Below are 24,195 nucleotides of genomic sequence, written 5' to 3'. Positions count from 1 at the left end.
CTGTCAGATCGGCGGAAAGGAAAAGCGCGCAGCAATGCGCCGCGCCCAGGGGAATGTGAGTGCGCTTTCAGTGACCGCATGGCCGGAAAAGGCATGGATGAACCGTGCATCGCGCCCCGTGGCCGACTGGAGCCCAAGGTGCTTTGCCGCTCCGCCGTCCCGCATCCGGAACAAAAGCACATCACCAATGGCAGGCGCGGTCGCTTTGGCGATCAGCCAGGTGCTGGCGGCTTCCTGCAAAACCTCACCTGCGCCGGCCTCGGCCCAGTCGGCGCTGTAGGCTGGCAGCGCACAGGGCTCGGCCCCATAGAGCTTGCGCCAGATGCCCCGGATCAGACCAAGACAGTCGGCGCCGGCGCCAGCACAACTCGCCTGATGGATATAGGGTGTTCCAAGCCAGAGCCGCGCCTCAGCAACCGCGCGCAATGCCGTGCGAGCCGTTGCGTCAGCTTCTGCCATTGGTATTCGCCCAGATCGGCAAGACGCGCCGACCCCCGGTCGCGGGTCGGTCAGAGCGGGGATAACTTGTCAGCCAGTCCTCCTCCGGAAGATGAGGAAATCCTCGAAAATTATTGAAATTTCTGAATTTAGCGCGACAGCTTCCAGCCTGTTTATCGCAACCGGCAAAGAGCCGAAGCTGATCCCCCGCCATCAGCGCCGCGCGAATGCCCTCCCAAAGCACGACGCGCCGCCCCCCGGGCCGCAGATCGTCCGAGCGGATCATCGCGCTGAGACCAGCTGCAGCACCGCTGAGCACTTTCAGCCGGCCATGTTCAAACCAGCGCGGATCAAAGCCCGGCAAGGCATCAAAGGTGAACTCTCTCCGGTCCTCGCTGACCTGCTGCAGTCCGATGTCGCAGAAATAGCCCGGGGTCTGCAGGCTGAACTTGCAGCGCACATCCCCCAGCACGGCCGAGCAACTCCGCGTATAGGCAAAGCCCCCCGGCTGCCCCAGCGGTTCAGCAAGGCCGCGCAACTCCGCCCGAAAGGCCGCACCACGCCGGCTCACCTCGCCCAGCGAGCCGCGAAACAGCTCACGCCGCTCTGAGGGCTGTGCCCAGATCGCAAGCCAGATCCGCACCTCGGCGCCGTCATACCGCCCCGCATCCAGATCCTCTGCCGTGATTGCCGCAGCACTGAGCGCCCCCACAGCCTCGGAATTGTCCACCGCAAGCCCCGTGGCCTGCTGAAGCGCGCTGGCGGTCAGCCCCGAACCCGCGCGATGGATCACCCCCTCTACAGCAAGATCACAATCGTGATCGGTGAAGCCAAGCACCTCTCCATCCGGCTGCGCAACGGTCCACAGATGGCAAAGGCCGGTCACCCCGGTCTGCAAATGATCATCCAGCGCAAGTGTCACAGTCTGATCTCCACCACCGGGACATTCAGAACGTCGCCGGCCTGGAAGCTCGCGACGGAAACCTGGATCCGGTCGGCGTCGAACCGCACCGGCACATCGAATTCAAACCCCGCCGTAACCCTTGTGCCCAAAGGAGGCGGCACTTCGAAAAGGATCTCGCCCTTCGCGCTGTCGACCGTGAACTCGATGCCCTCGACCTTCGGATCATCGGCCAGCGCGACCAGCACGGAGCCCGCCACTGGCTTGCGGACCGGTCGCGAATAGCCTTCCTCGCCCGAACGGTAAGCCTTCAGAAGCGGGAAAGCCGTTGTTGCCCCATCCCCATGTCCGAGAAGCTGGTCCAGGGGACCAACCTTGCCCGATGGCAGACAGGAGCGGTAATCCGACCAGTCCTTCCAGCGAAACCCATGCAACTGCCCGCGCCGCGCCTCGAAAAAGGCAATCAGCGCCTCAAGATCATCAAGGGACCTCAGCCCAACGCCTGCATCATAATGCCGGCGCGAATGGGCCCAGGGCGTGTTGCGCTCTTCAAACCCATTGGCCAGCGTCACAATCTCGGTGCGCCGCTCCGGCCCGCCGACCGAGCCAAAGCTCAGATTGGCGGGGAACCTTACTTCATGAAACATGCGCCTCTCCTCACCTGTTCCGCTGACCGCGCGCCAGCGCCCGGCCCATCTGTGCCGCGATCTGGCTTTCCGAGCGCCGGAACCCCGTCACATCGGGGGTGGAAATGTTCATCACCACATTGACAGGCCGCCCGCTGCCCTGGGTCTGTACCCCGAGCCTCCCGTCCGCGCCGCGGGTCAGTGGCATGATGGCCTCCGGCCCGGCCTCGCCCATCAGCCCGCGCCCGCCCCGCATCGGAAAAGACACCGGGCCCGAAACCACACCGCCATTGGCAAAGGGCATTACCCGCCCCTGCGCAAACCCCGCGCCATTGGCAAAGGGCATCAGCCCGGAGATCAACCCGTTGATCCCATTGGCAATCGCTCCGCCGGCCGCAGAGTGGATCGGCCGCATCGCCACCGAATAGACCGTATCCACAATCGTCTGAGCCACCCCCCTCAGCGCGTCCGAGAGCCGCATCCCGTCAAAGGCCAGCCCATCAAACGCCCGCCTGAGGCCCCCCGCAATGCCATTCGACAGGGTCGAGACTTCGCGCGAGGTGAAGGTCGCGCTGTCCCTCAGTCGCGCCAGTTCGCCGTCAAAAGCCGCGACCATCGCAGCCGAGGCCCCCAGCCTGTCCTCAAGCCCCGCCAGCTGCTCCGCCAGCAGATCCGGTTCCGCCATCTTCGTCCCCTTTCATTTGCTCGGCCCCTCTGTCGGGGAAAGATGCGGCGAGTTCTGCCAGCCGCGCCCGCGTCAGGGGCGGAGCCCCCCGCTCCGCCCCCAGTATGATCCGCAACTCGACCGGCGTGAGGCTCCAGAACACGCGCGGTTCCAGCCCCAGCCCGTGCAGCCCCGCCCGGATCAGCCCCGGCCAGTCGAATCTGCGGCTCATTTCGTCTCTCCGAACGAAAACGCCCGGGCGAGAAGCTCCGCTGCGGCCTTTGCCGCAGCCACCGGCCCGCCGCCGATCTCGACCGCGACCAGATCGCCCGCCTGCCCCCGCCAGCCGCCGCCCCTCAGGCCCGCAACCACCAGCGCCAGCACGTCACGGCCCGAAAACCGCCCGCCCTCGAACCGCTCGACAAGATCCATCAGCGAGGCCTCTCCCAGCCCCGCCTCCAGCTCCGCCAGCGCGCCAAGCGTCAGCTTCGCCACATGCGGCACCCCGTCGAGCGTGATCTCCACCTCACCCGCGTAAGGGTTCACCATCAGAGTGCCGTGAAACTGAGGGCGCCCGCCGAGGCGAGCGAGACCTCATAGGTCGCCTCACCGTTATGGCTGCCGGAATATTCAAGGCTGGTGATCTGGAACGGCCCCTGCACCACGCCGAAATCCGGGATCACCACCTGGAAGGACGGGATCTCACCGTCAAAGAAGATCTGGCGGGCGCGCTCATCGGTTTCGGCATCGCGAAACACGCCAGACCCCGAGATGCTCGCCGATTTCATCCCCGCGCCCGCCAGCAATTCCCGCCAGCCCCCCGAGCTCTCAAGGCTCGTAACCTCCACCGTTTCAGCGTTGAAACTGGCGCGGGTGGCCCGAAGTCCGGCAATGGTCTCGAACTGGCCATCGCCAGTCTGGTCGATCTTGATCAGAAGGTCTTTCCCGGCCTGAACTGCCATGGTTGTCTCCTTGAAAATGTGAATGCGGAGGTCAGAGTTCGATCCGCGCCCGGAAGGTCAGGTCGATGCGCCGCACTATGCCCTCGCCGATCCGCCGCGCCACGGCGCGGTCAAAGGCAAGGCGCACCAGCCGCCCGCGCGACAACGCCGGCAGCGGCCCTGCCATGAGATCCGAGATCGCCACCGACACCGCCTTTGCCGCCAGAAACCCCTCGGCATCGCTGATCACGCTGACGAGCAGCCGGTGATCCGCCCCCGCCCCGGATTTGTCCGAGGCATCGCGGACCTCCTCCGGCCCGATCAGCACGAAAAGCCCCGGCGGCGAAGGGGGCAGCGCGTCATGCACCGCCACCCCCGCCAGAGCCGGCGCCGTGCTCAGCCGCTGGAAGATCGCCGCCTGCAGAGCTGCTGCTGCTGCGTAGCTCATTTCGGCGCCTCCTCGCGGCAGGTGCAGGTCAGCCAGAGGCCGCCCGGGTCATTCTCGGCCACTGCGAGGATGGTAAAAATGCGCCCCCCCAGCCTGAACCGCTGTTCGGGGCGCGGGCGGGCGGGCGTCCCGACGGCTGCGCCGCGCACCGTGATCCGCCAGGCCACCGAGGTCAGGATCACTTCCTCACCCGAAGGATCGCGGCCACTGCCCGAAACCATCTCTGCCCAAAGCAGACCCACCAGCGCCCAGCTCAGCGTGAACCCTCCGACGCCGTCCGGAAGCCGGCTTGCCTCCTCCAGCGCGAGCTGCTGGCGCAGCTGAGGCGCCCTCATCGCCGCCCCCCGCCCAGCACGCGGATCAGCCGCCAGCGCCCGATCAGGCTCTCGACCGCGCCGGGAAGACCCGCACCACGCGTGCCCGGATCATGCCGGAATTCGTAATATTCCGCCGCAAGCAGCATTACCGCCTGTTGCAGATCGGCGGGCACCCCGGCCCAGGTCGCCGAGAAACCCGCCTCGAACAGCACCCTGACCCCGCCGCCGGTCGCAGGTTCCGGCAGCGCCGCACCTGTCCCCGCGACCCGCGGGCGATGCTGATCCTGGATCAGCCGGTAGCGCGCCGGATTGACTGCTGTGACAACGCCCGCCGCCGACACCAACTCGACGCTGATCAGGGATGCTACCGGCGCCAGCGGCAGCGCCTGGGCATCGGCATCACGCCAGGCCTCCATCTCCAGCAGGAACCGCCGCCGCATCAGCGCCTTGGCGACCCGCCCCTCGATCGCCGCAATCGCCGCGCGCAGATGGCTCTCCAGCAGCGCATCCTGCCCCAAAGCCAGTGCAAAACCACTTCCAAGGCGCAGATGTTCCTTCAGCGCCCCAAGCGGCAGGCTCGCCACCGGCACCACCGTCTCTTCCGTCAGTCTCATACCCTGCGCCCCCCATTGCTCTCAGCCGAAGAAAGGGGGCCAGACCGCGAACGGCCCGGCCCAGGATCAGATCGTCAGGAGGTCGCGACACGCAGCAGTTTGATGGCTGCATAATCGGCAATGTCACCACCTACGCGCTTGGTCGCATAAAAAAGAACATGCGGCTTGGCCGAGAACGGGTCGCGCAGGATGCGCAGGTCCGGGCGCTCGGCGATGGTGTAGCCGGCGTTGAAATCACCGAACGCAATGGGGAAGCTGTTCGCGCCGACGTCGGGCATATCCTCGCAGATCAGCACGGCATAGCCCATCAGGCGCGCGGGCTCGCCCGCCGCCAGACCATCCGACCACAGGAAGCGGCCATCGGCATCCTTCATCTTTCTGACCGCGCCGGCAGTTTTCGAATTCATCAGGAAAGTGCCATTGGCACGGTAATCGGCACCCAGAGAATAGACCAGGTTGATGATGCAATCGGCCGGGTTGGTGGTCGCGAAATCGGCGGCAGCCCCCGTCGGCACATAGCCGAGATTGCCCCAGGCCCAGGAGGCATTCGCCACCTTTGCCGGCAGCAGGATGCCCTTCGGCTTATCAACGCCATCCCCATTGATAAAAGCCGAAGCCTCGGCCCGGATGAAACGCGCGGCGATCTTGCCCGCAAGCCAGCTTTCCACATCGAAAGCACTGTCATCAAGCAGCCGCTGGCTGGCCTTCGGCATCGCCGACAACTCATGCAGGCGGATCTGGATCCGCTCCAGCGTGGGCGTCGCCGTCTCGGTCGTCGCCACCGCCTCGGTCGCCCAGCCCGAGCCGACCTCGGAACGGTCCACCAACACGTCGAACGAGGTCGCCTCGACCTGCACGACATTGGCCACCGAGCGCAGGCTCGAGGTCGAGATCAGCATTGAGCGGATCTGATCGGCCGTCTGCGGCGAGACGAGATAGCCACCATCCGCCGCCACGGCAGTCGACATTGCCTTGCCCTCAAGGCTCAGCCCGCGATAGCCCTCGTCATCGCCCGACCGCAGATAGGCGTTGAAGGCCTGGCGGTGCGGTGCGTTTTCCTCCGGCACGGCGGAAAGTACCGGGCGGCCCCAGGTCATGGTTTTCTTCTGAAGCATGGTCAGTCGCTCTTCCTGATGTTGCAGCGATTGTTTCACGTCGACCTGAAAGGAACTGAATTCCTTCAGGAATCCGGCTATGGCGGTTTTCACCTCCGCAGCCGGGCTCAGGCCCGGGGAAATCTCCCCGGCCCGGATCTCGCTCTCCGTCATCCGTTCTTCCTTCTGTCAGGCAGAAATCCCGGGCGCGCGCTCAGCGCCCCGCAAGGTCACGCCTTGCGCTCTCAAACAGCGCGGCGAGCCCGTCGAAAACCGACGTCACCTCGTCGGATTTCGCCGCCACCCGCGCCTCGCTCAGCATCGGGAAAGTCACCAGAGAGACCTCCCAAAGTTCGAGTTCCAACAGCCTGCGCCCCTTGCCCTTACCGGCACTCTGGCTGGCGCCATCGCGCTCCGCGCGCAGCGTCCGATAGCCGATGGACAACCCGTCCAGTGCGCCCGCTTCCAGCAAAGCCGCCGCCTCGCGCCCCTTTGCCACTTCGGTCAGCAGCCGCCCCCTGACCCAAAGCCCGGTCGCGTCTTCGCGGACCTCATCCCAGATGCCGATGGGCTGGGTCGGGTCATGCTGCCACAGCATCCGCACCTTGCCGCCCTTCGCCTTAAGACGGGCCAGCGATTTCGCGTAGGCCCCCGGCGCCACCAGATCACCGCCCTGGTCCCTCACCCCGAACAGCGAGGCATAGCCCGACAGCTCGCGCCCTTCGCTCAGGGTCAGCCCCGCTTCGGGCCGGCAGAATTTATGTTCCAGCATCGCTCACCCTCATTTCATCGCCGCCCGGATCACCGCCTCGGCGCCCTGAGCCAGCAAAAACCCCGCCCCCCCGCAGACCCCGAGCCAGATCCGCCGCTCCAGCCGTTCCAGCGCCGCGTCGATCTGGCCAAGCCGGAATTCCAGCCCCGCCCAACGCTCCTCCATCACCCGTTCATTGGCCTCGATCCGGGCATGGGCGGCGTCGAAACTGTCAAAGACAAAGCGCGAGCCCGCTCCCTCTTTGCGCTGGTTCATGCGCCCCCCTCACCGCCCGTTTCTTTCTCTGGCCCATCCCCTGGCCCGGGCAGGCGCGGCAGGCCCAGAAGCGCGCGTTTCTCCGCCTCGCTCAGAAAAGACGCCGCGCCGACCCGCGCCCATTGCTGGTCGCGCTCCATCGCCAGTGCCGGGATCTGATCAAGGTCAGGCCGCAGCCCGACCGCCTCGCCGCCAAATCCCGCCAGCCAATGCGACAGCGCTGCCAGCACCCGCGACGCAAGCGGCAAGACCGTCAACCGGTAAAAGGCCCGGTTCGCCTCCTGGTAATTGGCATAAGTGGCGTCGCCGGGGATCCCCATCAGCATCGGCGGCACCCCGAAGGCCACCGCAATCTCGCGTGCTGCCGCGAGCTTCGTCTCGTGAAACTCCATGTCAGAGGGCGAGAACCCCATCGGCTTCCAGTCAAGCCCGCCCTCCAGCAGCATCGGACGCCCGGCATTCCGCGCCCCCTGGTGATGCGCCTCCATCTCGCAAACCAGCCGGTCATACTGGTCCGGCGTCAGAACGGACTGCCCGTCGGCGCCCTTATAGATGATCGCCCCCGAAGGCCGCGCCGCATTGTCCAGAAGTGACCTCGACCAGGCCGAAGCCGCATTATGCACATCAACCGCCACCGCCGCCGCCTGCATCGGCGACAGGCCATAATGGTCATCCTGCGGATGGAAACTGCGGATATGACAGACCGGGCTCAGCCCTTCCGTGACATCAAAACGATGCACCCGCCCCGCCACCGAATAGTCAAAGGCCACCGGCCAGCCATCCGCCCCCGGCACCAGCGACATGCGGTCGGGGCGCAATGCGTGCAATTCCCCCGGCACTGCGCCGCTTCCCGGCCCCGCCACCGCCTCCACATAGGCATTGCCGCTGAGCAAAAGATGGCCGTAAACCGCCTCCAGGAGCTCCGCCCGCCCCTGCGCCCCATTGGGCCGCGCCAGCAGCGCCAGCACCGGATGCGCCTCATAGCGACGCTCGCAATCCTGACAGATCACCGGCAAAGCCGCCGCCGCCTCGGCAATCATCCTGACGGCACGAAACCCGACCGGATTGCCCTGAAACCCCGCCCGGGTCAGCGAGACGGCATCACGCGCTCCGCCCGCAACCCTGCCACCGCCTCCCGTGACCACGCTCCGGGCGATCACCCGCCCCGTCGCGCTTGCCTTCTGCCCGGGCACCGGCGGCACCCTCGACCTGATCTTCAGGAAATCGAACACAAAGCCGCTCCTCTCGTAAGCCATGCGAAAGCCGCCCCGAAAAAGGCACCCCGCCGCTAATTTCCTCTTGATCCAAATATTCCGGGGGTCCGGGGGCTGGCCCCCGGCCGCAATCCCGCAGCACAGCCTCAGATCGTGCGCATGCCAGGCTGTCCGATCCGCGAGGAAGGTACGATCATCAGCTCGGTCAGCGCCCAGACCAGAGCGTCCAGCCGGTCCGGGCTTCCCTGCCCCTGCCAGCCGGTCCGCGTCATTTTAACCATCTGCTGCTCGAGATCGCCAAGCCCCCGCCGATGCGCGATCCGGCCCTGCTCATACAAAGCCGCCACCGGCTCGGCCCGCAGCATCTTGCCCCGCATCGCCCGCACTTCCCGCACCGGCACCAGCGGATCAACCTGGCGCACGACGCCCGCGACCAGATCGCCGCCCTGGTTCACCTCGACGACCAGCCGCTCGGCGCCGAATTCTTCCATCGCCGCCACCGCCGCCCGCGCCCAGCCATCCGGGCTCGCACCCCGCACCGTACGGTCTGCCAGCACCACCGCCCGCCACTCGCCGGGCGCTCCGCTCGTATCCGCCCCGACCACCACGATACCGCATTCGTCGGATTTCTTGGTCGCTGTCACCGGCGGATCGACCGCCACCACCACCCGCATCGGCCGGATCTCTGCCGCCGCCTGCGCCTCGGTGATCATCGCCTGCGACCAGAGCGCCCCCTCGGCCTCCTCGATCAACAGCCCCTCGAGCTCCTGGCGCCCCTGCGAAGTGCCGCCATAGCGCGCCTTCACCTCCTCAAGATAGCTCTCGGCCAGCCAGGCCCGGTTCGCCTCTGTGGGCGCATGGGTCACCACCGTCGAAGGGTTCTGCAAAATCGCCTTCAGCACCGCCACATTCCGCGGTGTCGTCGTCACCACCTGCTGCGGGTTTTCCCCCAGCCGCAGCCCGAACTGCAGCTGATCCCAGGTCTCTGCCGCCTTGGGCCATTTCGCCAGCTCATCCGCCCAGGCCGCATCGAATTGCGGCCCCCTGAGACGCTCCGGATCATGGGCCGAAAACAGCTGCGCCACCGCGCCATTCGCCCATTCCAGCCGGTTCCTCGACGCAATCCATTTCGGCCGCCGGTCTGGGGGCGAGCAGGCCAGAATGCCGCTCTCCCCCAGCACCATCACTTCCCGCGCCTGTTCCAGCGTTTCCGCCACCAGCGCCACGCGCCGCGCCCGGCCCGGAGCCAGCGCCGTATCACCCTCGACCATGGCGCGCACCCATTCCGCCCCCGCCCGCGTCTTGCCCGCACCGCGCCCGCCCATGATCACCCAGGACTTCCACGCGCCTTCGGGCGGCAGCTGATGCGGCAGCGCCCAGAAATCGAAGATCCACGGCAGCGCCCGCAGCGCATTGTCACTTAAGCCGCTCAGAAATTCATCAATCTCCCCGGGCAGCGCGGAGGCGAGCCAGTCGGCGCCCGATCTCATCCCGCGCCGCCCCGAGGTCGAGTTCGCCATCTCCTGCGCCCCCTCCGGCAAGCTCTTTGCGGAGTTTCTCGACATTCCTTCTCTCCTCCAGCAGCGCCTTTGACAGATCGGCCAGATCCCTGACCGCCCGCCGGCCCTCTTTTGCCAGTTCGAACCGGCCCTCGCGGATCGCCGCGAAAGCCTCGTTCAGTTCCTCCACCGCGATCCGGTAGAGCTCTTCGGTCAGGTTCAGCGCGCCCGCCGCCTCGCTCGCGCGGGCGGGGTCGCCGCCCCCTTCCGTAAATCTGATCGTCATAGATGCCAGCCCGCCCTTTTGCCGCTCCTTCAAAAGCCAGCCCTGCCGGTTGCGTTCCGTCTCCGGCCTGCAAACCTGCGACATAAAAAAGCGGCCCCGGGGTCGCCCCCTGGCCGCTTTCACACCTCTTTCAGCATGTCACAATCTCTACGTCAGAGCGGACGCAGAGTCAAGAAAAATGTCAATGAAAACAGTCACCTAAGCGAACGTCGCGTTTACGTTTTGTTAAGACCTCAAGCCCGTTCACTCTGCGCTCTGCACGCCGCCCTGACCGGCCTGCCCCTGCTGCGCCTCAATCTCACGCCAGCGCGCGACATTCGCGTTATGCTCTGTAAGCGTCACCGCAAAGGCATGTCCGCCCGTGCCATCCGCAACAAAGAACACATAATCCGACTGTTCCGGATGCAGCGCCGCAGCAATGGATGCCCGCCCCGGATTGGCAATCGGGGTCGGCGGCAGCCCGTCAATAACATAGGTATTGTAAGGGGTTGAACGGCGCAGCTCGCTTTGCCGCAGCCCCCGGCCCAACACACCCTCGCCCTTGGTGATGCCATAGATCACTGTCGGGTCGGTCTGAAGCCGCATCCCCTGCCGCAGCCGGTTGACAAAGACGCTGGCGACCAGCCCGCGCTCCTCCGAAACGCCGGTTTCCTTCTCGATGATCGAGGCCATGATCATCGCCTGTTCCGGCGTGTCATAGGGCAGATCCTCATCACGCCCCATCCACAGATCGGCCATGATCCGTTCCTGATTGGCGCTCATCTGCGCGATCAGGCCCGCACGGTCGCCGCCGCGCACCACGTCATAGCTTTGCGGCGCAAGCGAGCCCTCCGGTGGCACGCCGGCAATCTCACCCGACATGAAATCCACCTTCTTCAGCGCATCAACCACCGCCCAGGAGGTCACGCCCTCCACCACCGTCACCGTGAACCGCATATCGGGTTTGGCCGCGGCGTCGGTATAATCCGCGGGCCGCTCTACCGCATCAGGCGCGAATTTCGCCACTTCGACAAAGCGGTTGGTCGCGGGGTCCAGCTCGCGCAGCACCACATTCGCGCTCGCCACACCGATCACCAGCTGGATCTCCTGCCCGCAGGTCGAAGCCCCGCCCAGCGTCAGCGCCCCCAGCACGTCATCCATCGTGGCGCCGGGGGGAATCAGGTAAGAGCCGAATTTCAGATCCTTGGCCCGTCCCGAATATTCCGCGCCGATCCGGAAGATCCGCGCATCGGCCACCGCGCCGCGCGTCTCCAGGCTGCGCGAGACCGAGGCGAGGCTCGCGCCCCGCTCGACCTGCACACAGACCGCCTCCGTCAGCGGCCCGGGGCTGACATAGACATTGCGCCCCCAGGCCACCAGCGCCGCCGCCGCGATCAACAGAACGATGAAAAACGTCAGCGCGTTAGAGGCGATACTTTTCCACATAGATTACCTGACCTTACCCAGAACAAGGCTGGCATTGGTGCCGCCAAAGCCAAAGCTGTTCGACAAAGCGATGTCGATCTTGCGTTCGACCTTTCTGTTTGCAGCCAGGTTCAGCTTCGGCGCAACCGCCGGATTGTCCAGATTGATCGTCGGCGGCGCCACCTGGTCGCGAATCGCGAGAATGCAGAAAATCGCCTCCACCGCGCCGGCAGCCCCCAGCAGGTGACCAATCGAGGATTTGGTCGAGGACATCACCGCATTCCCCGCCGCATCACCCAGCAGGCGCTCCACCGCGCCCAGCTCAATCGTATCCGCCATGGTCGAGGTGCCATGCGCATTGATGTAATCCACCTGGTCGGGCGTGATCCCGGCCCGGGCCAGCGCCGCTTTCATCGAACGGAAGCCGCCATCGCCATCTTCCGAGGGTGCGGTGATGTGATAGGCATCGCCCGAAAGCCCATAGCCCAGCACCTCGGCATAGATCTTCGCGCCGCGCGCCTTCGCGTGCTCATATTCCTCCAGCACGACCACGCCCGCGCCCTCGCCCATCACGAATCCATCGCGGTCGGCGTCATAGGGGCGGCTGGCTTTGGTCGGGTCATCGCCGCGCTTCGTCGACAGCGCCTTGCAGGCATTGAACCCGGCAATCCCGATTTCCGAGATCGGGCTCTCGGCGCCGCCCGCCACCATCACATCGGCATCGCCAAGCATGATCAGCCGCGCCGCATCGCCAATCGCATGTGCCCCGGTCGAGCAGGCCGTGACGACCGCATGGTTCGGCCCCTTGAAGCCGAAACGGATCGACACCTGCCCCGAGATCAGATTGATCAGCGAGGCCGGGATGAAGAAAGGCGAAACCCGTTTCGGCCCTTTTTCTCTGATCAGGATCGCGGTCTCGGCAATCGTCGAAAGCCCGCCGATCCCGGAACCGATCATCACACCGGTACGCTCGCGGTCTTCTTCAGATTCCGGCTCCCAGCCCGAATCCCGCACCGCCTGCACCGCCGCTGCCACCCCGTAAAGGATGAAGTCATCGACCTTGCGCTGCTCTTTCGGCTCCATCCAGTCATCGGGATTGAAGGTGCCATTGCTGCCGTCGCCGCGCGGGATTTCACAGGCATATTGCGTGACCACATTCGTGGCATCAAACCGCGTGATTGGCCCAGCGCCCGACTGTCCTTCCAGCAGGCGGCTCCAGGTCTCTTCCACCCCGGAGGCCAGCGGCGTGACCATTCCCAGACCCGTAACGACTACACGGCGCATATGTGCACTCCCTCGCAAGGCGATCATTTCCCTTCGCCTGATACACGCGCACCCGCGCGCCCGCAACAGAAGGGCAACTATACGGGCAAAGCCATGCCACCGGCTGCTTCCCCCGCACACGGAAATCGGCAGTCCCCGGCCTGGAATCCCCCCGTCCCAAACGACGCAGGCAATCGGAGGCAAAGACAAAACACGTTTCTTCTGGAAGAAACGGCCTTACGGTTAGCTTTGGTCCCTCTCCGCTCAAACATTCCTGCGGTGCTGAACATGTATTTGCGAAGAACATTGCTCATGTTGGCTTTGGTTATCGGCTCGCTCGCCATCACCGAGCGAAGCCTTTTTGGCCTCGCCTTTGCCACTCTGGTCATGCTGGCACTGATCGTGGCCCTTGCGTTCCTGGTCTCGCTGTTGTTCCCGGTGCCCAGGCGGTATTCGGCTCTGCGCTTGGTGCCGCTGTTCGGAATCAGCGCCCTTCTGGTCCGGCGCCTGTTCTTCTCACAATACCTGGAAGGCGGGACCCTGATCTACGGGCACACGCCTCTCATCCGCGAGGGCAGCCTTCAGGTCGCCGGCTATGGCTTCGTCCTCGGCTATGCGTTCGTCATTACCCTTGCAGTATGGCTGATCGAACGCCCGCGTCCTTCCTCCAACTGGGATCCCTCCCCCCATTGGCGCACCCGCCGATAGCCGCCAGGGCATAAAAACAAAAAGGCTCCCCGAAACCGGGGAGCCTCTCTTATCCCGAAAGGGACAAAACGATCAGACAGCTTTCGAGATGAAGCCGACCGCATCGCCGAAGGTCTGGATGGTTTCAGCGGCGTCATCCGGAATCTCGATGCCGAATTCTTCTTCGAAAGCCATGACCAGCTCGACCGTGTCCAGCGAGTCAGCACCCAGATCGTCGATAAAGGAAGCGGTCTCGGTGACCTTATCCTCTTCAACGCCGAGATGCTCGACAACGATCTTTTTCACGCGATCTGCGATGTCGCTCATGTTTCGTCCTCTACTCCGTTCGCGGGGTCATGCCCCCGGCCTGGTTATCCGCGCCGGGGATGGTCTCCCCGATCGCGGCAGCACCGGGGCGAGCCCCCGGATTCTGGCGGGCGCTATAGCACAGCCGCGCTCCATGGCAAATGCTTTCCGGGCCAAAGGTCAAGTGCCGACACCCTGCCGACCCCATCCGAAGACCCGGAAAACCTCATATCAGCGCTTCTGTCCGGGCTCAGATCATCGCCATTCCGCCATTCACATGCAAAGTGGCGCCCGTCACATAGCCCGCCTCATCCGAGGCCAGATAAATCACCGCCGCCGCAATCTCTTCGGGGCGCCCCATCCGCCCCGCAGGCACCGCCGAGAGAATCCCCCCCTTCTGTGCCTCGTTCAGCTTGTCGGTCATCGCGGTCTCGATAAAGCCCGGCGCCACGCAGTTCACGGTGATGCCCCGGCTCGCGACTTCCGTCGCAAGGGCTTTCGACATCCCCACCAGTCCCGCTTTCGAAGCGCAGTAATTCGCCTGGCCCGGATTGCCGGTGGTGCCAACGACGGAAGAGATATTGATGATCCGCCCTTTGCGCGCCTTCATCATCCCCCGGATCGCGGCACGGCACAGCCGGAAGCTCGCGGTCAGATTGACATCGATGACGCTGGCCCAATCCTCATCCGACATCCGCATCGCAAGCCCGTCCCGGGTGATCCCGGCATTGTTGACGAGGATATCGACCGATCCCATCGCCTCGCCTGCGCGTTTCACAAGGCCCTCGACCTCTTCCGCGACCGAAAGATTGCATTCCAGCACATGCGCCCGCGCGCCAAGCTCTGCCGCCAGTGCCTCCAGAGGCGCCACCCGCGTCCCCGACAGCCCGACGACCGCGCCCGCCTTGTGCAAAGCGCGTGCAATATCCGCGCCGATCCCGCCAGAAGCGCCGGTCACCAGCGCCGTCTTTCCCGTCAGATCAAACATAAACCATTCTCCCAAAGACCTGAGGCCTTTTCATCTGTCTCTAAATATCCCGGGGTGGGACCAGTCCTTGCGCCAGAGGTTCGGGAAACCAATGGTCGCCGGGGGCCGGCCCCGGGCTTACCCCCGGCCCGTGCCCCCTTTCGAAAGGCTCAGCCCTTCAGCGCCGCCACATCCGCAGGCGTGCCCAGAGGCTTCACAACGGCTTCTTTCTGAATCCGCCGGATCATCCCCGCCAGAGCCTTACCTGCGCCGACTTCCCAATATTCCGTGACGCCCGCACGTTCCATCCACAGGACCGATTCCCGCCACCGGACCGAGCCGGTCACCTGCGCCACCAGAAGATCGCTGATCTTCGACGCCTCCGTCACCGCCTCGGCCCGCACATTGGCGACCAGCGGTACCACCGGATCGGAAATCACCACCCCGGCCAGTGCCTCTGCCATCCGGGCCGCCGCAGGCTGCATCAGGGCACAATGGAACGGTGCACTGACCGGCAAAAGGATCGCCCGCTTCGCGCCACGCGCTTTTGCGATTTCGACCGCACGCTCGACCGCCGCCTTATGGCCGGACACCACCACCTGGGCGGGGTCATTGTCATTCGCCGCCTGGCAGACCTCACCCTGCGCCGCTTCCGCCGCCACCTCTGAGGCCGTCGCGAAATCAAGCCCGAGAAGCGCAGCCATCGCCCCCACGCCCACCGGCACCGCCTCCTGCATCGCCACACCGCGCACCCGGAGCAGCCGCGCCGTATCGGTCAGGCTCAGGCTCCCCGCCGCGCAAAGCGCAGAATATTCGCCAAGGCTGTGCCCGGCGACGAAATCCGCCGTGCCCTTCAGCGGAAAGCCCTCCGCCTCCAGCACCCGCACCGCCGCAATCGAGGTCGCCATCAGCGCCGGCTGCGCATTCTGCGTCAGCGTCAGTTCGGCAATATCCCCCTCGCGGATCAGGACCGAGAGCTTTTCGCCCAAAGCCTCATCCACCTCATCAAAGACGGCTTGCGCAACCGGCCAGGTCGCGGCCAGTTCCATTCCCATCCCGATCGCCTGAGCGCCCTGACCGGGAAAAACAAATGCACGGCTCATGCGTGATCCTCCATGAATTTCCCTTCAGATAGCGCGATCCCCCCCCTCTCGCAATGTTGAGCACAAGCGCCGCACAGCCGCTGTGCCCAGATCCGCGATGTCTCCTGGCGCCGATCCTGCTATTCTGGCGGTCAGACATCTCTCCAGACCAACCCCGGAGCCCATAATGCAAGCCCGCAACACGGTTGCCAGCTATGGCCGCGTCAGCCGCAGCTTCCACTGGCTGACCGCCGCCCTAATCATCACCACCTTCCCCCTCGGCCTCATCGCCGAAAACCTGCCCTATGCCACCTCGGAAGAGCTCGCGCTCAAGGCGCAGCTCTTCTCGGTCCATAAAACATTGGGGGTCACTGTGTTCTTCGTGACGCTGGCCCGCATCCTCTGGGCCCTGACCGAGACCCGCCCCGCGCCGGTCCATCCCGGCCGCAGGCTCGAGACCTTCGCGGCCGAAACGGTGCACTGGTCGCTCTATATCTCGCTGGTCCTCGTGCCGCTGACAGGCTGGATCCATCACGCGGCGGTCGAGGGCTTCGCCCCGATCCTGTGGCCTTTCGGGCAAAACCTGCCCCTGGTGCCGAAATCCGAAATCATCGGCCAGGTCTTCGGCGCAGCCCACGGGCTTTTCGTCTGGATCCTGCTGGCCGCGCTGGTCCTCCATATCGCCGGGGCGCTGAAACATGTGATCATCGACCGCGATGTGACGCTGGCGCGCATGGTCAAAGGCACGCCTTCCATGGCCGGCCATCCGCATCAGGCCCAGGCGCCCGTCCTGGCCGCACTCCTCCTCTGGGCCGCCGCCGGCTTTGCCGCATGGGAGATCAGCCGCCCCGCCACTACCCTGCCCAACACGGCCTTAGCCTCTGCCCCCCCTCAGGAGGCGCAACCGCAGCCCAAGGCCCCCGCAGCAGCCGGCACCGCCACCTGGCAGGTTGAAAGCGGCAGCCTCGCGCTTTCGGTGCAACAAATGGGCAGCGCCGTCGCAGGCCAGTTCGCCACCTGGTCCGCCGATATCACCTTCGATGAGACCCCGACCGAAGGCCGCAACGGCCAGGTCACCGTGAAGATCGACACCACAAGCCTCAGCCTCGGCTCGGTCTCCGACCAGGCGAAAGGCGCGGATTTCTTTGACGTGGCCAACCATCCAGGCGCCACCTTCACCGCAACCATCCGTCCCGAAGGCGCGGCGTATATCGCCGAAGGCACGCTTGATCTGCGCGGACAGGTGAAACCGGTCAGCCTTCCCTTCAGCCTCACGATCACCGGCGACACCGCCGTGATGAAGGGCGAAACCACAATCGACCGCCGTGATTTCGGCATGGGCGCCAGCTTCGGCGACGAATCCCAGGTCGGCTTCCCGGTCCTCGTCACCATCGGGCTGACTGCCAAACGCCAGAACTGAGAGATCCCAGCCTGGCTGCTTATACGCGCGCCCTCCTCCACGGGCGCGCGTTTTCGTGCGCACCCCAGCTTCCGCAAAACACACAAGCCGCACCTTCCTCCTGAGAAAAATACTCCCGCCGGAGGCAGCCCCGGCCCGCCAAAGAAAAAGGCCGCCCGGATCTCTCCGGACGGCCTCAGATCTTCCTGCAACGGAACTGGTCAGTCAGCCTTGCCGGCCTCGAGGTTGATCGTCACCGGCACTTCGTCGCTGACGAAGGGCGCGACCATGCCCAGCCCGAATTCAGACCGGATCAGTGTGGTGGTCGCGGTCAGGCCGATCCAGGGCTTTTTCTCCATCGGATGCTCGCCGGCCTGGTTCAGCACCGTGTCCAGCACCACCGCTTTCGTCACACCGTTCAGCGTCAGATCGCCGGTGATCTTCGCGGTCTTCTCGCCGGTCACCTCGATCGAGGTCGATTTGAAGGTCACGTCCTTATTCACTTCGGCATTGAAGAAATCGGCGGTCATGAAGTGATCATAGCGCGCCTGGAAGCCGGTGATCAGGGTCGAAACCGGGAAGCTCACTTCCACCGACGATTCCGCCGGTGCATCCGCGTCGAAATTCACCACACCCGCAAAGCCCGAGAACATGCCGTAATTGGTCGAGAAGCCAAGGTGGTTGTAGCTGAAAACGATCTGGCTGTGCCCCGGATCGACATTGTATTTCACAGCTTCTGCGAAAGCGGGGGCGGTGAAAGCGGCCAGGGCGGCGGCAAGAGCGAAAGAAAGCGGGCGGGTCATACCTGTCTCCATGAATGGACTTAAGATGGTGCGAGAGTGCCGGTCATGCTGCAGACGCACAATCCGGCAGGAGCGAACAGCATCCCTGCACCTGTGAACAGTCACAATCCCGCCAGACCCTCCGTGAACGGCGGGCTTTTGCCATTGTCCCCTCCGCCGCCCTTCGTCCTTGCGCCCCTCCGCTTTCCCTGTATAAGGCCCCATCCTTTCCGAATACCCATGAACCGGCGTAGCCTCTCGTGGACGGGCCCGGAAAGGTCTTTGCCCGTCCTATGAAGCCGCCCTGTCAGCAAGGAAGCCTCATGCCGCTTTACGAGCATGTCTTCATCGCGCGCCAGGATCTTTCCAACGCGCAGGCCGAAGGCCTCATCGAACATTTCTCCACGGTTCTCGCAGATAACGGCGGCAAAGTCGTCGAGCACGAGTACTGGGGCGTCAAAACGATGGCCTATAAGATCAACAAGAACCGCAAGGGCCATTTCACCCTGCTGAAGTCGGATGCTCCGGCGGCTGCAGTGCAGGAAATGGAACGTCTGATGCGTCTGCATGACGACGTGATGCGTATCCTGACCATCAAGGTCGATAAGCACACCGACGGCCCCTCGGTTCAGATGCAGAAACGTGACGAGCGTGAAGGCCGTGGCGACCGCGAAGGCGGCGACCGTGGCGGTTACGAACGCCGCGAGCGTCGCTGATCAACGCCTGAAGAAAGGTCCATAAACCATGGCGAATAAACCGTTTTTCCGCCGCCGCAAGGTTTGCCCCTTCTCGGGCGACAATGCTCCGGCAATCGACTACAAAGACACCCGTCTCCTGCAGCGCTACGTTTCCGAGCGCGGCAAGATCGTTCCGTCGCGCATCACCGCCGTCTCGGCGAAGAAACAGCGCGAACTGGCACGGGCCATCAAGCGCGCACGTTTCCTCGCGCTTCTCCCCTATGCCGTGAAGTGAGGAGCACCGAACCATGCAAGTGATCCTGCTCCAGCGCGTGGCGAAACTCGGCCAGATGGGCGAAGTCGTCAACGTCAAGCCGGGCTATGCCCGCAACTACCTCCTGCCGCAAGGCAAGGCGCTGCGCGCCAATGAGGCCAATATCAAGTCCTTCGAGACGCGCAAGTCGCAGCTCGAAGCCGACAACCTCGAGACCAGAAAAGAAGCCGAAGCCGCCGCTGCAAAGATCGACGGTCAGACCTTCATCGTGATCCGTTCGGCCTCCGAATCGGGCGCGCTTTACGGTTCGGTCACCGGTCGTGACGTGTCCGAAGCGGCTACCGCTGCGGGCTTCACCATCGGCCGTGGCCAGGTCGCACAGGATCAGCCGATCAAATATCTCGGCATCCACCCGATCACCGTCGTGCTGCATCCGGAAGTCTCGGTCAGCGTTTCGGTGAACGTGGCCCGTTCGGTCGAAGAAGCTGCTCTGCAGGCTTCGGGCAAGTCGGTCCAGGAACTCGCAGCCGAGGCGGAAGCCCAGGCGGAATTCGAGATCTCCGAGCTGTTCGACGACATGGGCTCTGCCGCGTCGGACGACGAATAATCAGATCCGGCGCTCCGGATCGATAAGGCCGCGCCCCATCGGGCGCGGCCTTTTTCATTGCCGTACCCCTGCGGCGGATCCCTGCCCCGGCCGGCAGGTTTCTCTTGCCCCGCGCTGCGCGGCTCGGTAGTCATAAATAGTTATAGTATCACATAACGAATCGCGGAACCTTCCGCCCGATCCAGGGGATAAAGACCATGGCCGCCTTCCTTCACCGCCCGCTGCTCCTCGGGGTACTTGCCTTCACCGCCTCGCTCTCGCTTGCCATGGCCGATACTGCAAAGAAAGACCATGACCACTCGCATGGCCATTCCCACAGCCATGACGAGGCGAAGAGCCAGATTTACAAGGGATATTTCGAAGACAGCCAGATCGGCACCCGCGCGCTTTCCGATTGGGAGGGCGACTGGCAATCGGTCTATCCGCTGCTGAAAGACGGCACGCTCGACGCCGTTATGGCCGAAAAGGCCGCGCATGGCGACAAATCGGCAGCCGGGTACAAAGCCTATTACGAGACGGGCTATGCCACCGAAACCGACCGCATCACCATCACCGGCGACCAGATCACCTTCCAGACCGCGGACGGCACGGCGACCGGCACCTATGCTGCGGATGGATATGAGATCCTGACCTATGAAAAGGGCAATCGCGGCGTACGCTTCATCTTCAGAAAGACCGCCGGCGACGCGCGCGCGCCAGGCTTCATCCAGTTCAGCGACCATATCATCGCGCCCGAAAAATCCGGGCATTTCCATCTCTATTTCGGCGATGACCGCGCGGCTTTGCTGCAGGAACTGACAAACTGGCCGACCTATTACCCCGCCGCGCTCAGCGGGGCAGAGATCGTCACCGAAATGACCGCGCACTGAAATGAAAAAGGGCGGCCCATCGGGCCGCCCTTTCCGGTCTTTCCCCGCGGGTCAGCAGGAATAATACATCGCATATTCGATCGGGTGCGGCGTATGCTCATAGGCATAAACCTCTTCCCATTTCAGGGCGATATAGGATTGCAGCTGGTCTTTGGTGAAGACATCGCCTGCGACCAGGAAATCCATATCCTTTTCCAGCTCCTCCAGAGCCTCACGAAGCGAGCCGCAAACGGTCGGGATCGCTGCCAGTTCTTCGGGCGGCAGGTCGTAGAGGTCTTTATCCGATGCCGGGCCCGGATCGATCTTGTTCCTGATGCCGTCAAGGCCAGCCATCAGCAGCGCGGCAAAGGCCAGATAGGGGTTCGCGACCGGATCGGGGAACCGCGCTTCGACGCGCTTTGCCTTCGGCGATTCCGTCCACGGAATACGAACGCAGCCCGAGCGGTTGCGCGCCGAATAGGCCCGCAGAACCGGCGCTTCAAAGCCCGGGATCAGACGCTTGTAGCTGTTGGTCGAGGGGTTGGTCAGCGCGTTCAGCGCTTTCGCGTGCTTCAGGATACCGCCGATGAACCACAGGGCTTCCTGGCTGAGGTCGGCATATTTATCGCCTGCGAACAGCGGCTTGCCATTCTTCCAGATCGACATATTGACATGCATCCCCGAGCCGTTGTCACCCTTCATGGGCTTGGGCATGAAGGTCACGGTCTTGCCGTAAGCATGCGCCACATTGTGGATCACATACTTGTATTTCTGCATATTGTCGGCCTGTTCGACCAGACCCCCGAAGATCATCCCCAGCTCGTGCTGGCAGGTGGCGACCTCATGGTGGTGCTTGTCGACCTTCATCCCCATGCGCTTCATGGTCGAGAGCATCTCGCCGCGCAGGTCCTGGGCCTCATCCACCGGGTTCACCGGGAAGTAGCCGCCCTTATGGCCGGCACGATGGGCGAGGTTGCCGCCTTCGATTTCGGCATCGGTATTCCAGGCAGCCGCCTCGGCGTCGATCTGGAAAGACACCTTCTGCGGCGTGATCGAATAGCGCACGTCGTCGAAGATGAAGAATTCAGCTTCCGGGCCGAAGAACGCCGTATCGCCGATCCCGGTGGCTTTCAGATAGGCCTCTGCCTTGGTCGCGGTCTGACGCGGGCAACGGTCATAGGCCTCATTGGTGTCGGGCTCGACCACGTTGCAATGCACCGCGAGCGTTTTCTCGGCATAGAAAGGGTCGAGATAGATCGAGGTCGGATCCGGGATCAGTTTCATATCGGACTGATCAATCGACTTCCAGCCCGCGATCGACGAGCCGTCGAACATAAAGCCTTCTTCGAACCAGTCTTCATCAATCAGATCAACAACCAGCGTGACATGCTGGAGCTTGCCTTTCGGGTCGGTGAAGCGGACGTCGACATATTCGACTTCCTCGTCCTTGATCAGTTTGAGAGCCTTCGCAACCGCGCTCATCTGACTGCCTTTCGTTCAGGGTTAACACTTGCCAAGCCCGCGCCCTCTGCGCCTGCCCGTATTCGGAAATTCGTAGGATCAGATCGCCGGATCAGATCATCGTGTCAGATCGCGTCATCGCCGGTTTCGCCGGTCCGGATGCGGATCGCCTGCTCGACCGGAGAGACAAAGATCTTGCCGTCGCCGATCTTGTCGGTGCGCGCGGCCGAAACGATGGCCTCGACGGCCGCTTCGACCATGTCATCCGCCAGGATCACCTCGATCTTCACCTTGGGCAGGAAGTCGACGACATATTCGGCCCCGCGATACAGCTCGGTATGCCCCTTCTGACGCCCGAACCCCTTGACCTCGGTGACCGAGAGCCCCTGGATTCCGGCTTCCTGCAGGGCTTCCTTGACCTCATCAAGTTTGAAGGGCTTGATGATCGCCTCAACCTTCTTCATCCGCCGACTCCTCCGTTCCTGTCTCTGACCATCGACCATTTCCGCATCAGACGGGCAATCTCGATGGCCCGGCAAGCGTGCAAGCCGGGCGGAAATTCGCGCGACATGCACAATATTTAATCACACCGTCGCAAAAACAGGCGAGGTTGAAACGCCCATGCAGCAAACAGGCAAAAAATGAGCATAGTTCTGACCTCGGCGCAGATGCGGGCGGTTGAAAATGACGCCATAGCCTCGGGTAGGGTCACCGGTCTGGAGCTGATGGAGCGCGCCGGTCAGGCGGTGGTTGACACGATTCTCGCCTCATGGCCCGCGGCGCGACCGCTGTCGGGACGCGCCATGATCTTCTGCGGCCCGGGCAATAACGGCGGCGACGGCTTTGTCATCGCGCGCCTGCTGCATGATCAGGGGTGGAAGGTTGATGTTTATCTGACCGGCGATCCGGCGCGGATGCCAGCGGATGCGCGCACCAACCACGATCGCTGGCTGCACCTCGGCCCGGTCCAGGACCCTGCCGCCTGCGATCCCTGGGATGTCCGGCCCGATCTGGTGGTGGATGCCCTGCTGGGGACCGGCGTCTCGCGCCCGGCTCAGGGGCCTATGCTCGCGGCGCTGGATAAGCTCGGCGAGGCGGTGGCGCTTGCAGAGGGGCTCTCGGTCGCGGTCGATCTTCCCTCAGGGCTTTGCGCTGACAGCGGCAAGGCCTTCGGCAGTCTGTATGAGGTCGATCTGACCGTCACCTTCGGCTTTTTCAAATGCGGCCATTTTCTCGCCGAGGGCCCATCCCATTGCGGCAGGCTGCTTTGCTGCGATATCGGGCTGGATCCGGAGGCGCCGTCACGGCTTTTCCGCCGTATAGATCCTGGTCGTCCCCTGCCCCGTGCTGATCTTTCGGCATTGATCGGGATCGAAGATGGTCGTGGATTGCGTCCGGGCGTTTCGGGGAAGAAGAGCAGGCTCGACAAAGGCTGGCATGACACCGGCGGCCATAAATTCAGCCATGGCCATGCGCTGGTCGCAGGCGGGGCCGCCGGGCGCAGCGGCGCCGCGCGGCTTTCCGCCCGCAGCGCGTTGCGGATCGGCGCAGGGCTGGTGACTTTGGCTAGTCCCCCGGATGCGATGGCCGAGAATGCGGCGCGGCTGGATGCGATCATGTTGTCGCCGCTCAGGGATGGCGCGGCCCTGACCGCTTTGCTTGAAGACAAGCGGATCAACGCGCTTTGCATCGGCCCGGCATTCGGGACAGGCCCGCGAGAGGCAGAACTGCTCCGGGCGGTGCTGGAGTCCGGGCGGGCAGCGGTGCTTGATGCAGATGCCCTGACGCTGCTGGCGGCGAACCCCGGTCTTCTTGCATGTCTGCACAAAAATACGGTCCTGACGCCGCATGGCGGCGAATTCGGCCGTCTCTTCCCCGAAATAGCGGCTCGACTGGCGGCGGCTCCCGGTGCAGGCCCAGCCTTTTCGCGCATAGACGCCGCGCGTGCAGCCGCGCGTCAGACGGGCTGTATCGTCCTTGTGAAGGGGCGCGACACAGTGATCGCCGATCCGGCTGGCCGCGTGGTCATCAATTCCGCGGCCTATGGCCGGGAGGCACCCTGGCTCGCGACGGCGGGATCGGGGGATGTGTTGGCCGGGATCATCACCGGACTTCTGGCGCGCGGGATCGGGGCATTCGAGGCCGCCTGTCTCGGTGCCTGGCTGCATGTCGAGGCGGCGCGCAGCTTTGGTCCGGGGCTGATCGCGGAAGACCTGCCCGAGGCGCTGCCAAAGGTTCTCAGTGCGACAGAGCGGTGGAGGGAGCCTCTGCCCTTGTTCGGAGCGCCTCCGGCAGGCGTATTTGTGTCAGAGTGACATGGCAAAGCGCGGCCAGCCCGAGGGGCGCCGCGCTCTTTAACCTGGGGGGAG

The 24,195-nt window shown here is 64.2% G+C and carries 31 protein-coding genes; 7 read left to right on the top strand and 24 right to left on the bottom strand.

Annotated elements, in window-relative coordinates; translation table 11 throughout:
- Positions 1 to 3 precede the first annotated feature (3 nt).
- The 18 genes from JC607_RS08530 to fabF form a co-directional block, all read right to left on the bottom strand.
- The gene (locus JC607_RS08530; RefSeq protein WP_198836506.1) at positions 4 to 459 is read right to left on the bottom strand and encodes a peptidase; all 456 of its coding nucleotides are present in this window, start codon (positions 457 to 459) and stop codon (positions 4 to 6) included.
- Entirely contained in the window at positions 446 to 1,360 is a 915-nt protein-coding gene (locus JC607_RS08525; protein WP_198836505.1) for a DUF2163 domain-containing protein, read from the bottom strand. The genes JC607_RS08530 and JC607_RS08525 overlap by 14 nt, the downstream gene beginning before the upstream one ends.
- Positions 1,357 to 1,986: a DUF2460 domain-containing protein gene (locus JC607_RS08520; protein WP_198836504.1), complete on the bottom strand. Its 630-nt coding sequence runs from the start codon at positions 1,984 to 1,986 to the stop codon at positions 1,357 to 1,359. The genes JC607_RS08525 and JC607_RS08520 overlap by 4 nt, the downstream gene beginning before the upstream one ends.
- A gap of 10 nt (positions 1,987 to 1,996) precedes the next feature.
- A complete protein-coding gene (locus tag JC607_RS08515) occupies positions 1,997 to 2,650 on the bottom strand; it encodes a phage tail tape measure protein (protein WP_198836503.1) in 654 nt (217 codons plus the stop codon).
- On the bottom strand, positions 2,607 to 2,861 hold the full coding sequence (locus JC607_RS08510; protein WP_198836502.1) for a rcc01693 family protein: 255 nt from the start codon (positions 2,859 to 2,861) through the stop codon (positions 2,607 to 2,609). Before JC607_RS08510 ends, JC607_RS08515 begins: the two co-directional genes overlap by 44 nt.
- Positions 2,858 to 3,178 carry a gene transfer agent family protein gene (locus tag JC607_RS08505; RefSeq protein ID WP_198836501.1) on the bottom strand — a complete coding sequence of 107 codons (321 nt, stop codon included), beginning with the start codon at positions 3,176 to 3,178 and terminating at the stop codon, positions 2,858 to 2,860. The genes JC607_RS08510 and JC607_RS08505 overlap by 4 nt, the downstream gene beginning before the upstream one ends.
- Positions 3,178 to 3,591, bottom strand: a complete 414-nt coding sequence (locus JC607_RS08500) for a phage major tail protein, TP901-1 family (protein WP_198836500.1) — start codon at positions 3,589 to 3,591, stop codon at positions 3,178 to 3,180. Before JC607_RS08500 ends, JC607_RS08505 begins: the two co-directional genes overlap by 1 nt.
- Positions 3,592 to 3,622: 31 nt before the next feature.
- Entirely contained in the window at positions 3,623 to 4,018 is a 396-nt protein-coding gene (locus JC607_RS08495; protein WP_198836499.1) for a DUF3168 domain-containing protein, read from the bottom strand.
- The gene (locus JC607_RS08490; RefSeq protein ID WP_198836498.1) at positions 4,015 to 4,353 is read right to left on the bottom strand and encodes a head-tail adaptor protein; all 339 of its coding nucleotides are present in this window, start codon (positions 4,351 to 4,353) and stop codon (positions 4,015 to 4,017) included. Before JC607_RS08490 ends, JC607_RS08495 begins: the two co-directional genes overlap by 4 nt.
- A complete protein-coding gene (locus JC607_RS08485) occupies positions 4,350 to 4,949 on the bottom strand; it encodes a hypothetical protein (protein ID WP_198836497.1) in 600 nt (199 codons plus the stop codon). The genes JC607_RS08490 and JC607_RS08485 overlap by 4 nt, the downstream gene beginning before the upstream one ends.
- Before the next feature lie 74 nt (positions 4,950 to 5,023).
- On the bottom strand, positions 5,024 to 6,217 hold the full coding sequence (locus JC607_RS08480; RefSeq protein WP_198836496.1) for a phage major capsid protein: 1,194 nt from the start codon (positions 6,215 to 6,217) through the stop codon (positions 5,024 to 5,026).
- Positions 6,218 to 6,257: 40 nt separating this feature from the next.
- The gene (locus JC607_RS08475; RefSeq protein WP_198836495.1) at positions 6,258 to 6,815 is read right to left on the bottom strand and encodes an HK97 family phage prohead protease; all 558 of its coding nucleotides are present in this window, start codon (positions 6,813 to 6,815) and stop codon (positions 6,258 to 6,260) included.
- Positions 6,816 to 6,824: 9 nt separating this feature from the next.
- Positions 6,825 to 7,070 carry a hypothetical protein gene (locus tag JC607_RS08470; RefSeq protein WP_198836494.1) on the bottom strand — a complete coding sequence of 82 codons (246 nt, stop codon included), beginning with the start codon at positions 7,068 to 7,070 and terminating at the stop codon, positions 6,825 to 6,827.
- The gene (locus JC607_RS08465; RefSeq protein WP_198836493.1) at positions 7,067 to 8,326 is read right to left on the bottom strand and encodes a phage portal protein; all 1,260 of its coding nucleotides are present in this window, start codon (positions 8,324 to 8,326) and stop codon (positions 7,067 to 7,069) included. The genes JC607_RS08470 and JC607_RS08465 overlap by 4 nt, the downstream gene beginning before the upstream one ends.
- Before the next feature lie 104 nt (positions 8,327 to 8,430).
- Positions 8,431 to 9,774 (bottom strand): DNA-packaging protein, encoded by a 1,344-nt coding sequence (locus JC607_RS08460; protein WP_198836539.1) that lies wholly within the window; start codon positions 9,772 to 9,774, stop codon positions 8,431 to 8,433.
- A complete protein-coding gene (locus tag JC607_RS08455) occupies positions 9,725 to 10,069 on the bottom strand; it encodes a hypothetical protein (RefSeq protein ID WP_233092782.1) in 345 nt (114 codons plus the stop codon). Before JC607_RS08455 ends, JC607_RS08460 begins: the two co-directional genes overlap by 50 nt.
- Positions 10,070 to 10,312: 243 nt before the next feature.
- Positions 10,313 to 11,494, bottom strand: coding sequence for an endolytic transglycosylase MltG (mltG, locus tag JC607_RS08450; protein ID WP_198836492.1), 1,182 nt, complete (start codon positions 11,492 to 11,494; stop codon positions 10,313 to 10,315).
- A 3-nt stretch (positions 11,495 to 11,497) separates the two neighbouring features.
- On the bottom strand, positions 11,498 to 12,757 hold the full coding sequence (gene fabF, locus JC607_RS08445; protein ID WP_198836491.1) for a beta-ketoacyl-ACP synthase II: 1,260 nt from the start codon (positions 12,755 to 12,757) through the stop codon (positions 11,498 to 11,500).
- A gap of 291 nt (positions 12,758 to 13,048) precedes the next feature.
- Between fabF and JC607_RS08440 the strand changes: the two genes are divergently transcribed.
- Positions 13,049 to 13,444, top strand: coding sequence for a hypothetical protein (locus tag JC607_RS08440; RefSeq protein ID WP_198836490.1), 396 nt, complete (start codon positions 13,049 to 13,051; stop codon positions 13,442 to 13,444).
- 72 nt (positions 13,445 to 13,516) lie between these two features.
- Here JC607_RS08440 and JC607_RS08435 read toward each other — a convergent pair whose 3' ends face one another.
- From JC607_RS08435 to fabD, 3 genes are all read right to left on the bottom strand, one after another.
- Positions 13,517 to 13,750, bottom strand: coding sequence for an acyl carrier protein (locus tag JC607_RS08435; protein ID WP_092896614.1), 234 nt, complete (start codon positions 13,748 to 13,750; stop codon positions 13,517 to 13,519).
- 229 nt (positions 13,751 to 13,979) lie between these two features.
- A complete protein-coding gene (gene fabG / locus JC607_RS08430; RefSeq protein WP_092896612.1) occupies positions 13,980 to 14,717 on the bottom strand; it encodes a 3-oxoacyl-[acyl-carrier-protein] reductase in 738 nt (245 codons plus the stop codon).
- A 149-nt stretch (positions 14,718 to 14,866) separates the two neighbouring features.
- Positions 14,867 to 15,799 carry an ACP S-malonyltransferase gene (gene fabD / locus JC607_RS08425; RefSeq protein ID WP_198836489.1) on the bottom strand — a complete coding sequence of 311 codons (933 nt, stop codon included), beginning with the start codon at positions 15,797 to 15,799 and terminating at the stop codon, positions 14,867 to 14,869.
- Between the two features lie 166 nt (positions 15,800 to 15,965).
- Between fabD and JC607_RS08420 the strand changes: the two genes are divergently transcribed.
- Complete coding sequence (locus tag JC607_RS08420; protein ID WP_198836488.1) at positions 15,966 to 17,198, top strand: cytochrome b/b6 domain-containing protein; 1,233 nt, start codon at positions 15,966 to 15,968, stop codon at positions 17,196 to 17,198.
- Between the two features lie 200 nt (positions 17,199 to 17,398).
- On the opposite strand, the gene JC607_RS08415 is transcribed toward JC607_RS08420, so the two are convergent.
- Positions 17,399 to 17,980 carry a YceI family protein gene (locus tag JC607_RS08415; protein ID WP_198836487.1) on the bottom strand — a complete coding sequence of 194 codons (582 nt, stop codon included), beginning with the start codon at positions 17,978 to 17,980 and terminating at the stop codon, positions 17,399 to 17,401.
- Between the two features lie 302 nt (positions 17,981 to 18,282).
- On the opposite strand from JC607_RS08415, the gene rpsF reads away from it, so the two are divergent.
- The 4 genes from rpsF to JC607_RS08395 all read left to right on the top strand — a co-directional run bounded on the left by rpsF (position 18,283) and on the right by JC607_RS08395 (position 20,386).
- A complete protein-coding gene (gene rpsF, locus JC607_RS08410; protein WP_092896604.1) occupies positions 18,283 to 18,675 on the top strand; it encodes a 30S ribosomal protein S6 in 393 nt (130 codons plus the stop codon).
- A 28-nt stretch (positions 18,676 to 18,703) separates the two neighbouring features.
- Entirely contained in the window at positions 18,704 to 18,931 is a 228-nt protein-coding gene (gene rpsR / locus JC607_RS08405; RefSeq protein WP_022704737.1) for a 30S ribosomal protein S18, read from the top strand.
- Between the two features lie 13 nt (positions 18,932 to 18,944).
- Entirely contained in the window at positions 18,945 to 19,517 is a 573-nt protein-coding gene (gene rplI / locus JC607_RS08400; protein WP_198836486.1) for a 50S ribosomal protein L9, read from the top strand.
- 197 nt (positions 19,518 to 19,714) lie between these two features.
- Positions 19,715 to 20,386 carry a metal-binding protein ZinT gene (locus JC607_RS08395; RefSeq protein ID WP_198836485.1) on the top strand — a complete coding sequence of 224 codons (672 nt, stop codon included), beginning with the start codon at positions 19,715 to 19,717 and terminating at the stop codon, positions 20,384 to 20,386.
- Positions 20,387 to 20,437: 51 nt separating this feature from the next.
- On the opposite strand, the gene glnA is transcribed toward JC607_RS08395, so the two are convergent.
- Positions 20,438 to 21,847 (bottom strand): type I glutamate--ammonia ligase, encoded by a 1,410-nt coding sequence (gene glnA / locus JC607_RS08390; protein WP_092896598.1) that lies wholly within the window; start codon positions 21,845 to 21,847, stop codon positions 20,438 to 20,440.
- Between the two features lie 104 nt (positions 21,848 to 21,951).
- Positions 21,952 to 22,290, bottom strand: a complete 339-nt coding sequence (locus tag JC607_RS08385) for a P-II family nitrogen regulator (RefSeq protein WP_092896596.1) — start codon at positions 22,288 to 22,290, stop codon at positions 21,952 to 21,954.
- 177 nt (positions 22,291 to 22,467) lie between these two features.
- Here JC607_RS08385 and JC607_RS08380 point away from each other — a divergent pair, with 177 nt between their 5' ends.
- Positions 22,468 to 24,141 carry an NAD(P)H-hydrate dehydratase gene (locus JC607_RS08380; protein WP_198836484.1) on the top strand — a complete coding sequence of 558 codons (1,674 nt, stop codon included), beginning with the start codon at positions 22,468 to 22,470 and terminating at the stop codon, positions 24,139 to 24,141.
- Positions 24,142 to 24,195 lie beyond the last annotated feature (54 nt).

This window comes from Paracoccus sp. IB05 (assembly GCF_016405985.1).
In the GTDB taxonomy this organism is placed as follows: Bacteria; Pseudomonadota; Alphaproteobacteria; order Rhodobacterales; family Rhodobacteraceae; genus Pseudogemmobacter.
This window is presented reverse-complemented; position numbering and strand designations above follow the sequence as displayed.

What these genes read in the sequence shown, in the direction of transcription:
- JC607_RS08470 (WP_198836494.1), bottom strand. Translation starts at nt 7,070, where the DNA reads ATGAACCAGCGCAAAGAGGGAGCGGGCTCGCGCTTTGTCTTTGACAGT.
- fabG (WP_092896612.1), bottom strand. Translation starts at nt 14,717, where the DNA reads ATGTTTGATCTGACGGGAAAGACGGCGCTGGTGACCGGCGCTTCTGGC.
- JC607_RS08380 (WP_198836484.1), top strand. Translation starts at nt 22,468, where the DNA reads ATGAGCATAGTTCTGACCTCGGCGCAGATGCGGGCGGTTGAAAATGAC.
- JC607_RS08435 (WP_092896614.1), bottom strand. Translation starts at nt 13,750, where the DNA reads ATGAGCGACATCGCAGATCGCGTGAAAAAGATCGTTGTCGAGCATCTC.
- glnA (WP_092896598.1), bottom strand. Translation starts at nt 21,847, where the DNA reads ATGAGCGCGGTTGCGAAGGCTCTCAAACTGATCAAGGACGAGGAAGTC.
- fabF (WP_198836491.1), bottom strand. Translation starts at nt 12,757, where the DNA reads ATGCGCCGTGTAGTCGTTACGGGTCTGGGAATGGTCACGCCGCTGGCC.
- rpsR (WP_022704737.1), top strand. Translation starts at nt 18,704, where the DNA reads ATGGCGAATAAACCGTTTTTCCGCCGCCGCAAGGTTTGCCCCTTCTCG.
- JC607_RS08475 (WP_198836495.1), bottom strand. Translation starts at nt 6,815, where the DNA reads ATGCTGGAACATAAATTCTGCCGGCCCGAAGCGGGGCTGACCCTGAGC.
- JC607_RS08500 (WP_198836500.1), bottom strand. Translation starts at nt 3,591, where the DNA reads ATGGCAGTTCAGGCCGGGAAAGACCTTCTGATCAAGATCGACCAGACT.
- JC607_RS08440 (WP_198836490.1), top strand. Translation starts at nt 13,049, where the DNA reads ATGTTGGCTTTGGTTATCGGCTCGCTCGCCATCACCGAGCGAAGCCTT.
- JC607_RS08465 (WP_198836493.1), bottom strand. Translation starts at nt 8,326, where the DNA reads ATGGCTTACGAGAGGAGCGGCTTTGTGTTCGATTTCCTGAAGATCAGG.
- JC607_RS08520 (WP_198836504.1), bottom strand. Translation starts at nt 1,986, where the DNA reads ATGTTTCATGAAGTAAGGTTCCCCGCCAATCTGAGCTTTGGCTCGGTC.
- JC607_RS08515 (WP_198836503.1), bottom strand. Translation starts at nt 2,650, where the DNA reads ATGGCGGAACCGGATCTGCTGGCGGAGCAGCTGGCGGGGCTTGAGGAC.
- JC607_RS08490 (WP_198836498.1), bottom strand. Translation starts at nt 4,353, where the DNA reads ATGAGGGCGCCTCAGCTGCGCCAGCAGCTCGCGCTGGAGGAGGCAAGC.
- JC607_RS08505 (WP_198836501.1), bottom strand. Translation starts at nt 3,178, where the DNA reads ATGGTGAACCCTTACGCGGGTGAGGTGGAGATCACGCTCGACGGGGTG.
- fabD (WP_198836489.1), bottom strand. Translation starts at nt 15,799, where the DNA reads ATGAGCCGTGCATTTGTTTTTCCCGGTCAGGGCGCTCAGGCGATCGGG.
- JC607_RS08415 (WP_198836487.1), bottom strand. Translation starts at nt 17,980, where the DNA reads ATGACCCGCCCGCTTTCTTTCGCTCTTGCCGCCGCCCTGGCCGCTTTC.
- JC607_RS08530 (WP_198836506.1), bottom strand. Translation starts at nt 459, where the DNA reads ATGGCAGAAGCTGACGCAACGGCTCGCACGGCATTGCGCGCGGTTGCT.
- JC607_RS08385 (WP_092896596.1), bottom strand. Translation starts at nt 22,290, where the DNA reads ATGAAGAAGGTTGAGGCGATCATCAAGCCCTTCAAACTTGATGAGGTC.
- JC607_RS08455 (WP_233092782.1), bottom strand. Translation starts at nt 10,069, where the DNA reads ATGACGATCAGATTTACGGAAGGGGGCGGCGACCCCGCCCGCGCGAGC.
- JC607_RS08460 (WP_198836539.1), bottom strand. Translation starts at nt 9,774, where the DNA reads ATGAGATCGGGCGCCGACTGGCTCGCCTCCGCGCTGCCCGGGGAGATT.
- mltG (WP_198836492.1), bottom strand. Translation starts at nt 11,494, where the DNA reads ATGTGGAAAAGTATCGCCTCTAACGCGCTGACGTTTTTCATCGTTCTG.
- JC607_RS08480 (WP_198836496.1), bottom strand. Translation starts at nt 6,217, where the DNA reads ATGACGGAGAGCGAGATCCGGGCCGGGGAGATTTCCCCGGGCCTGAGC.
- JC607_RS08420 (WP_198836488.1), top strand. Translation starts at nt 15,966, where the DNA reads ATGCAAGCCCGCAACACGGTTGCCAGCTATGGCCGCGTCAGCCGCAGC.
- JC607_RS08395 (WP_198836485.1), top strand. Translation starts at nt 19,715, where the DNA reads ATGGCCGCCTTCCTTCACCGCCCGCTGCTCCTCGGGGTACTTGCCTTC.
- JC607_RS08510 (WP_198836502.1), bottom strand. Translation starts at nt 2,861, where the DNA reads ATGAGCCGCAGATTCGACTGGCCGGGGCTGATCCGGGCGGGGCTGCAC.
- rplI (WP_198836486.1), top strand. Translation starts at nt 18,945, where the DNA reads ATGCAAGTGATCCTGCTCCAGCGCGTGGCGAAACTCGGCCAGATGGGC.
- JC607_RS08495 (WP_198836499.1), bottom strand. Translation starts at nt 4,018, where the DNA reads ATGAGCTACGCAGCAGCAGCAGCTCTGCAGGCGGCGATCTTCCAGCGG.
- JC607_RS08485 (WP_198836497.1), bottom strand. Translation starts at nt 4,949, where the DNA reads ATGAGACTGACGGAAGAGACGGTGGTGCCGGTGGCGAGCCTGCCGCTT.
- rpsF (WP_092896604.1), top strand. Translation starts at nt 18,283, where the DNA reads ATGCCGCTTTACGAGCATGTCTTCATCGCGCGCCAGGATCTTTCCAAC.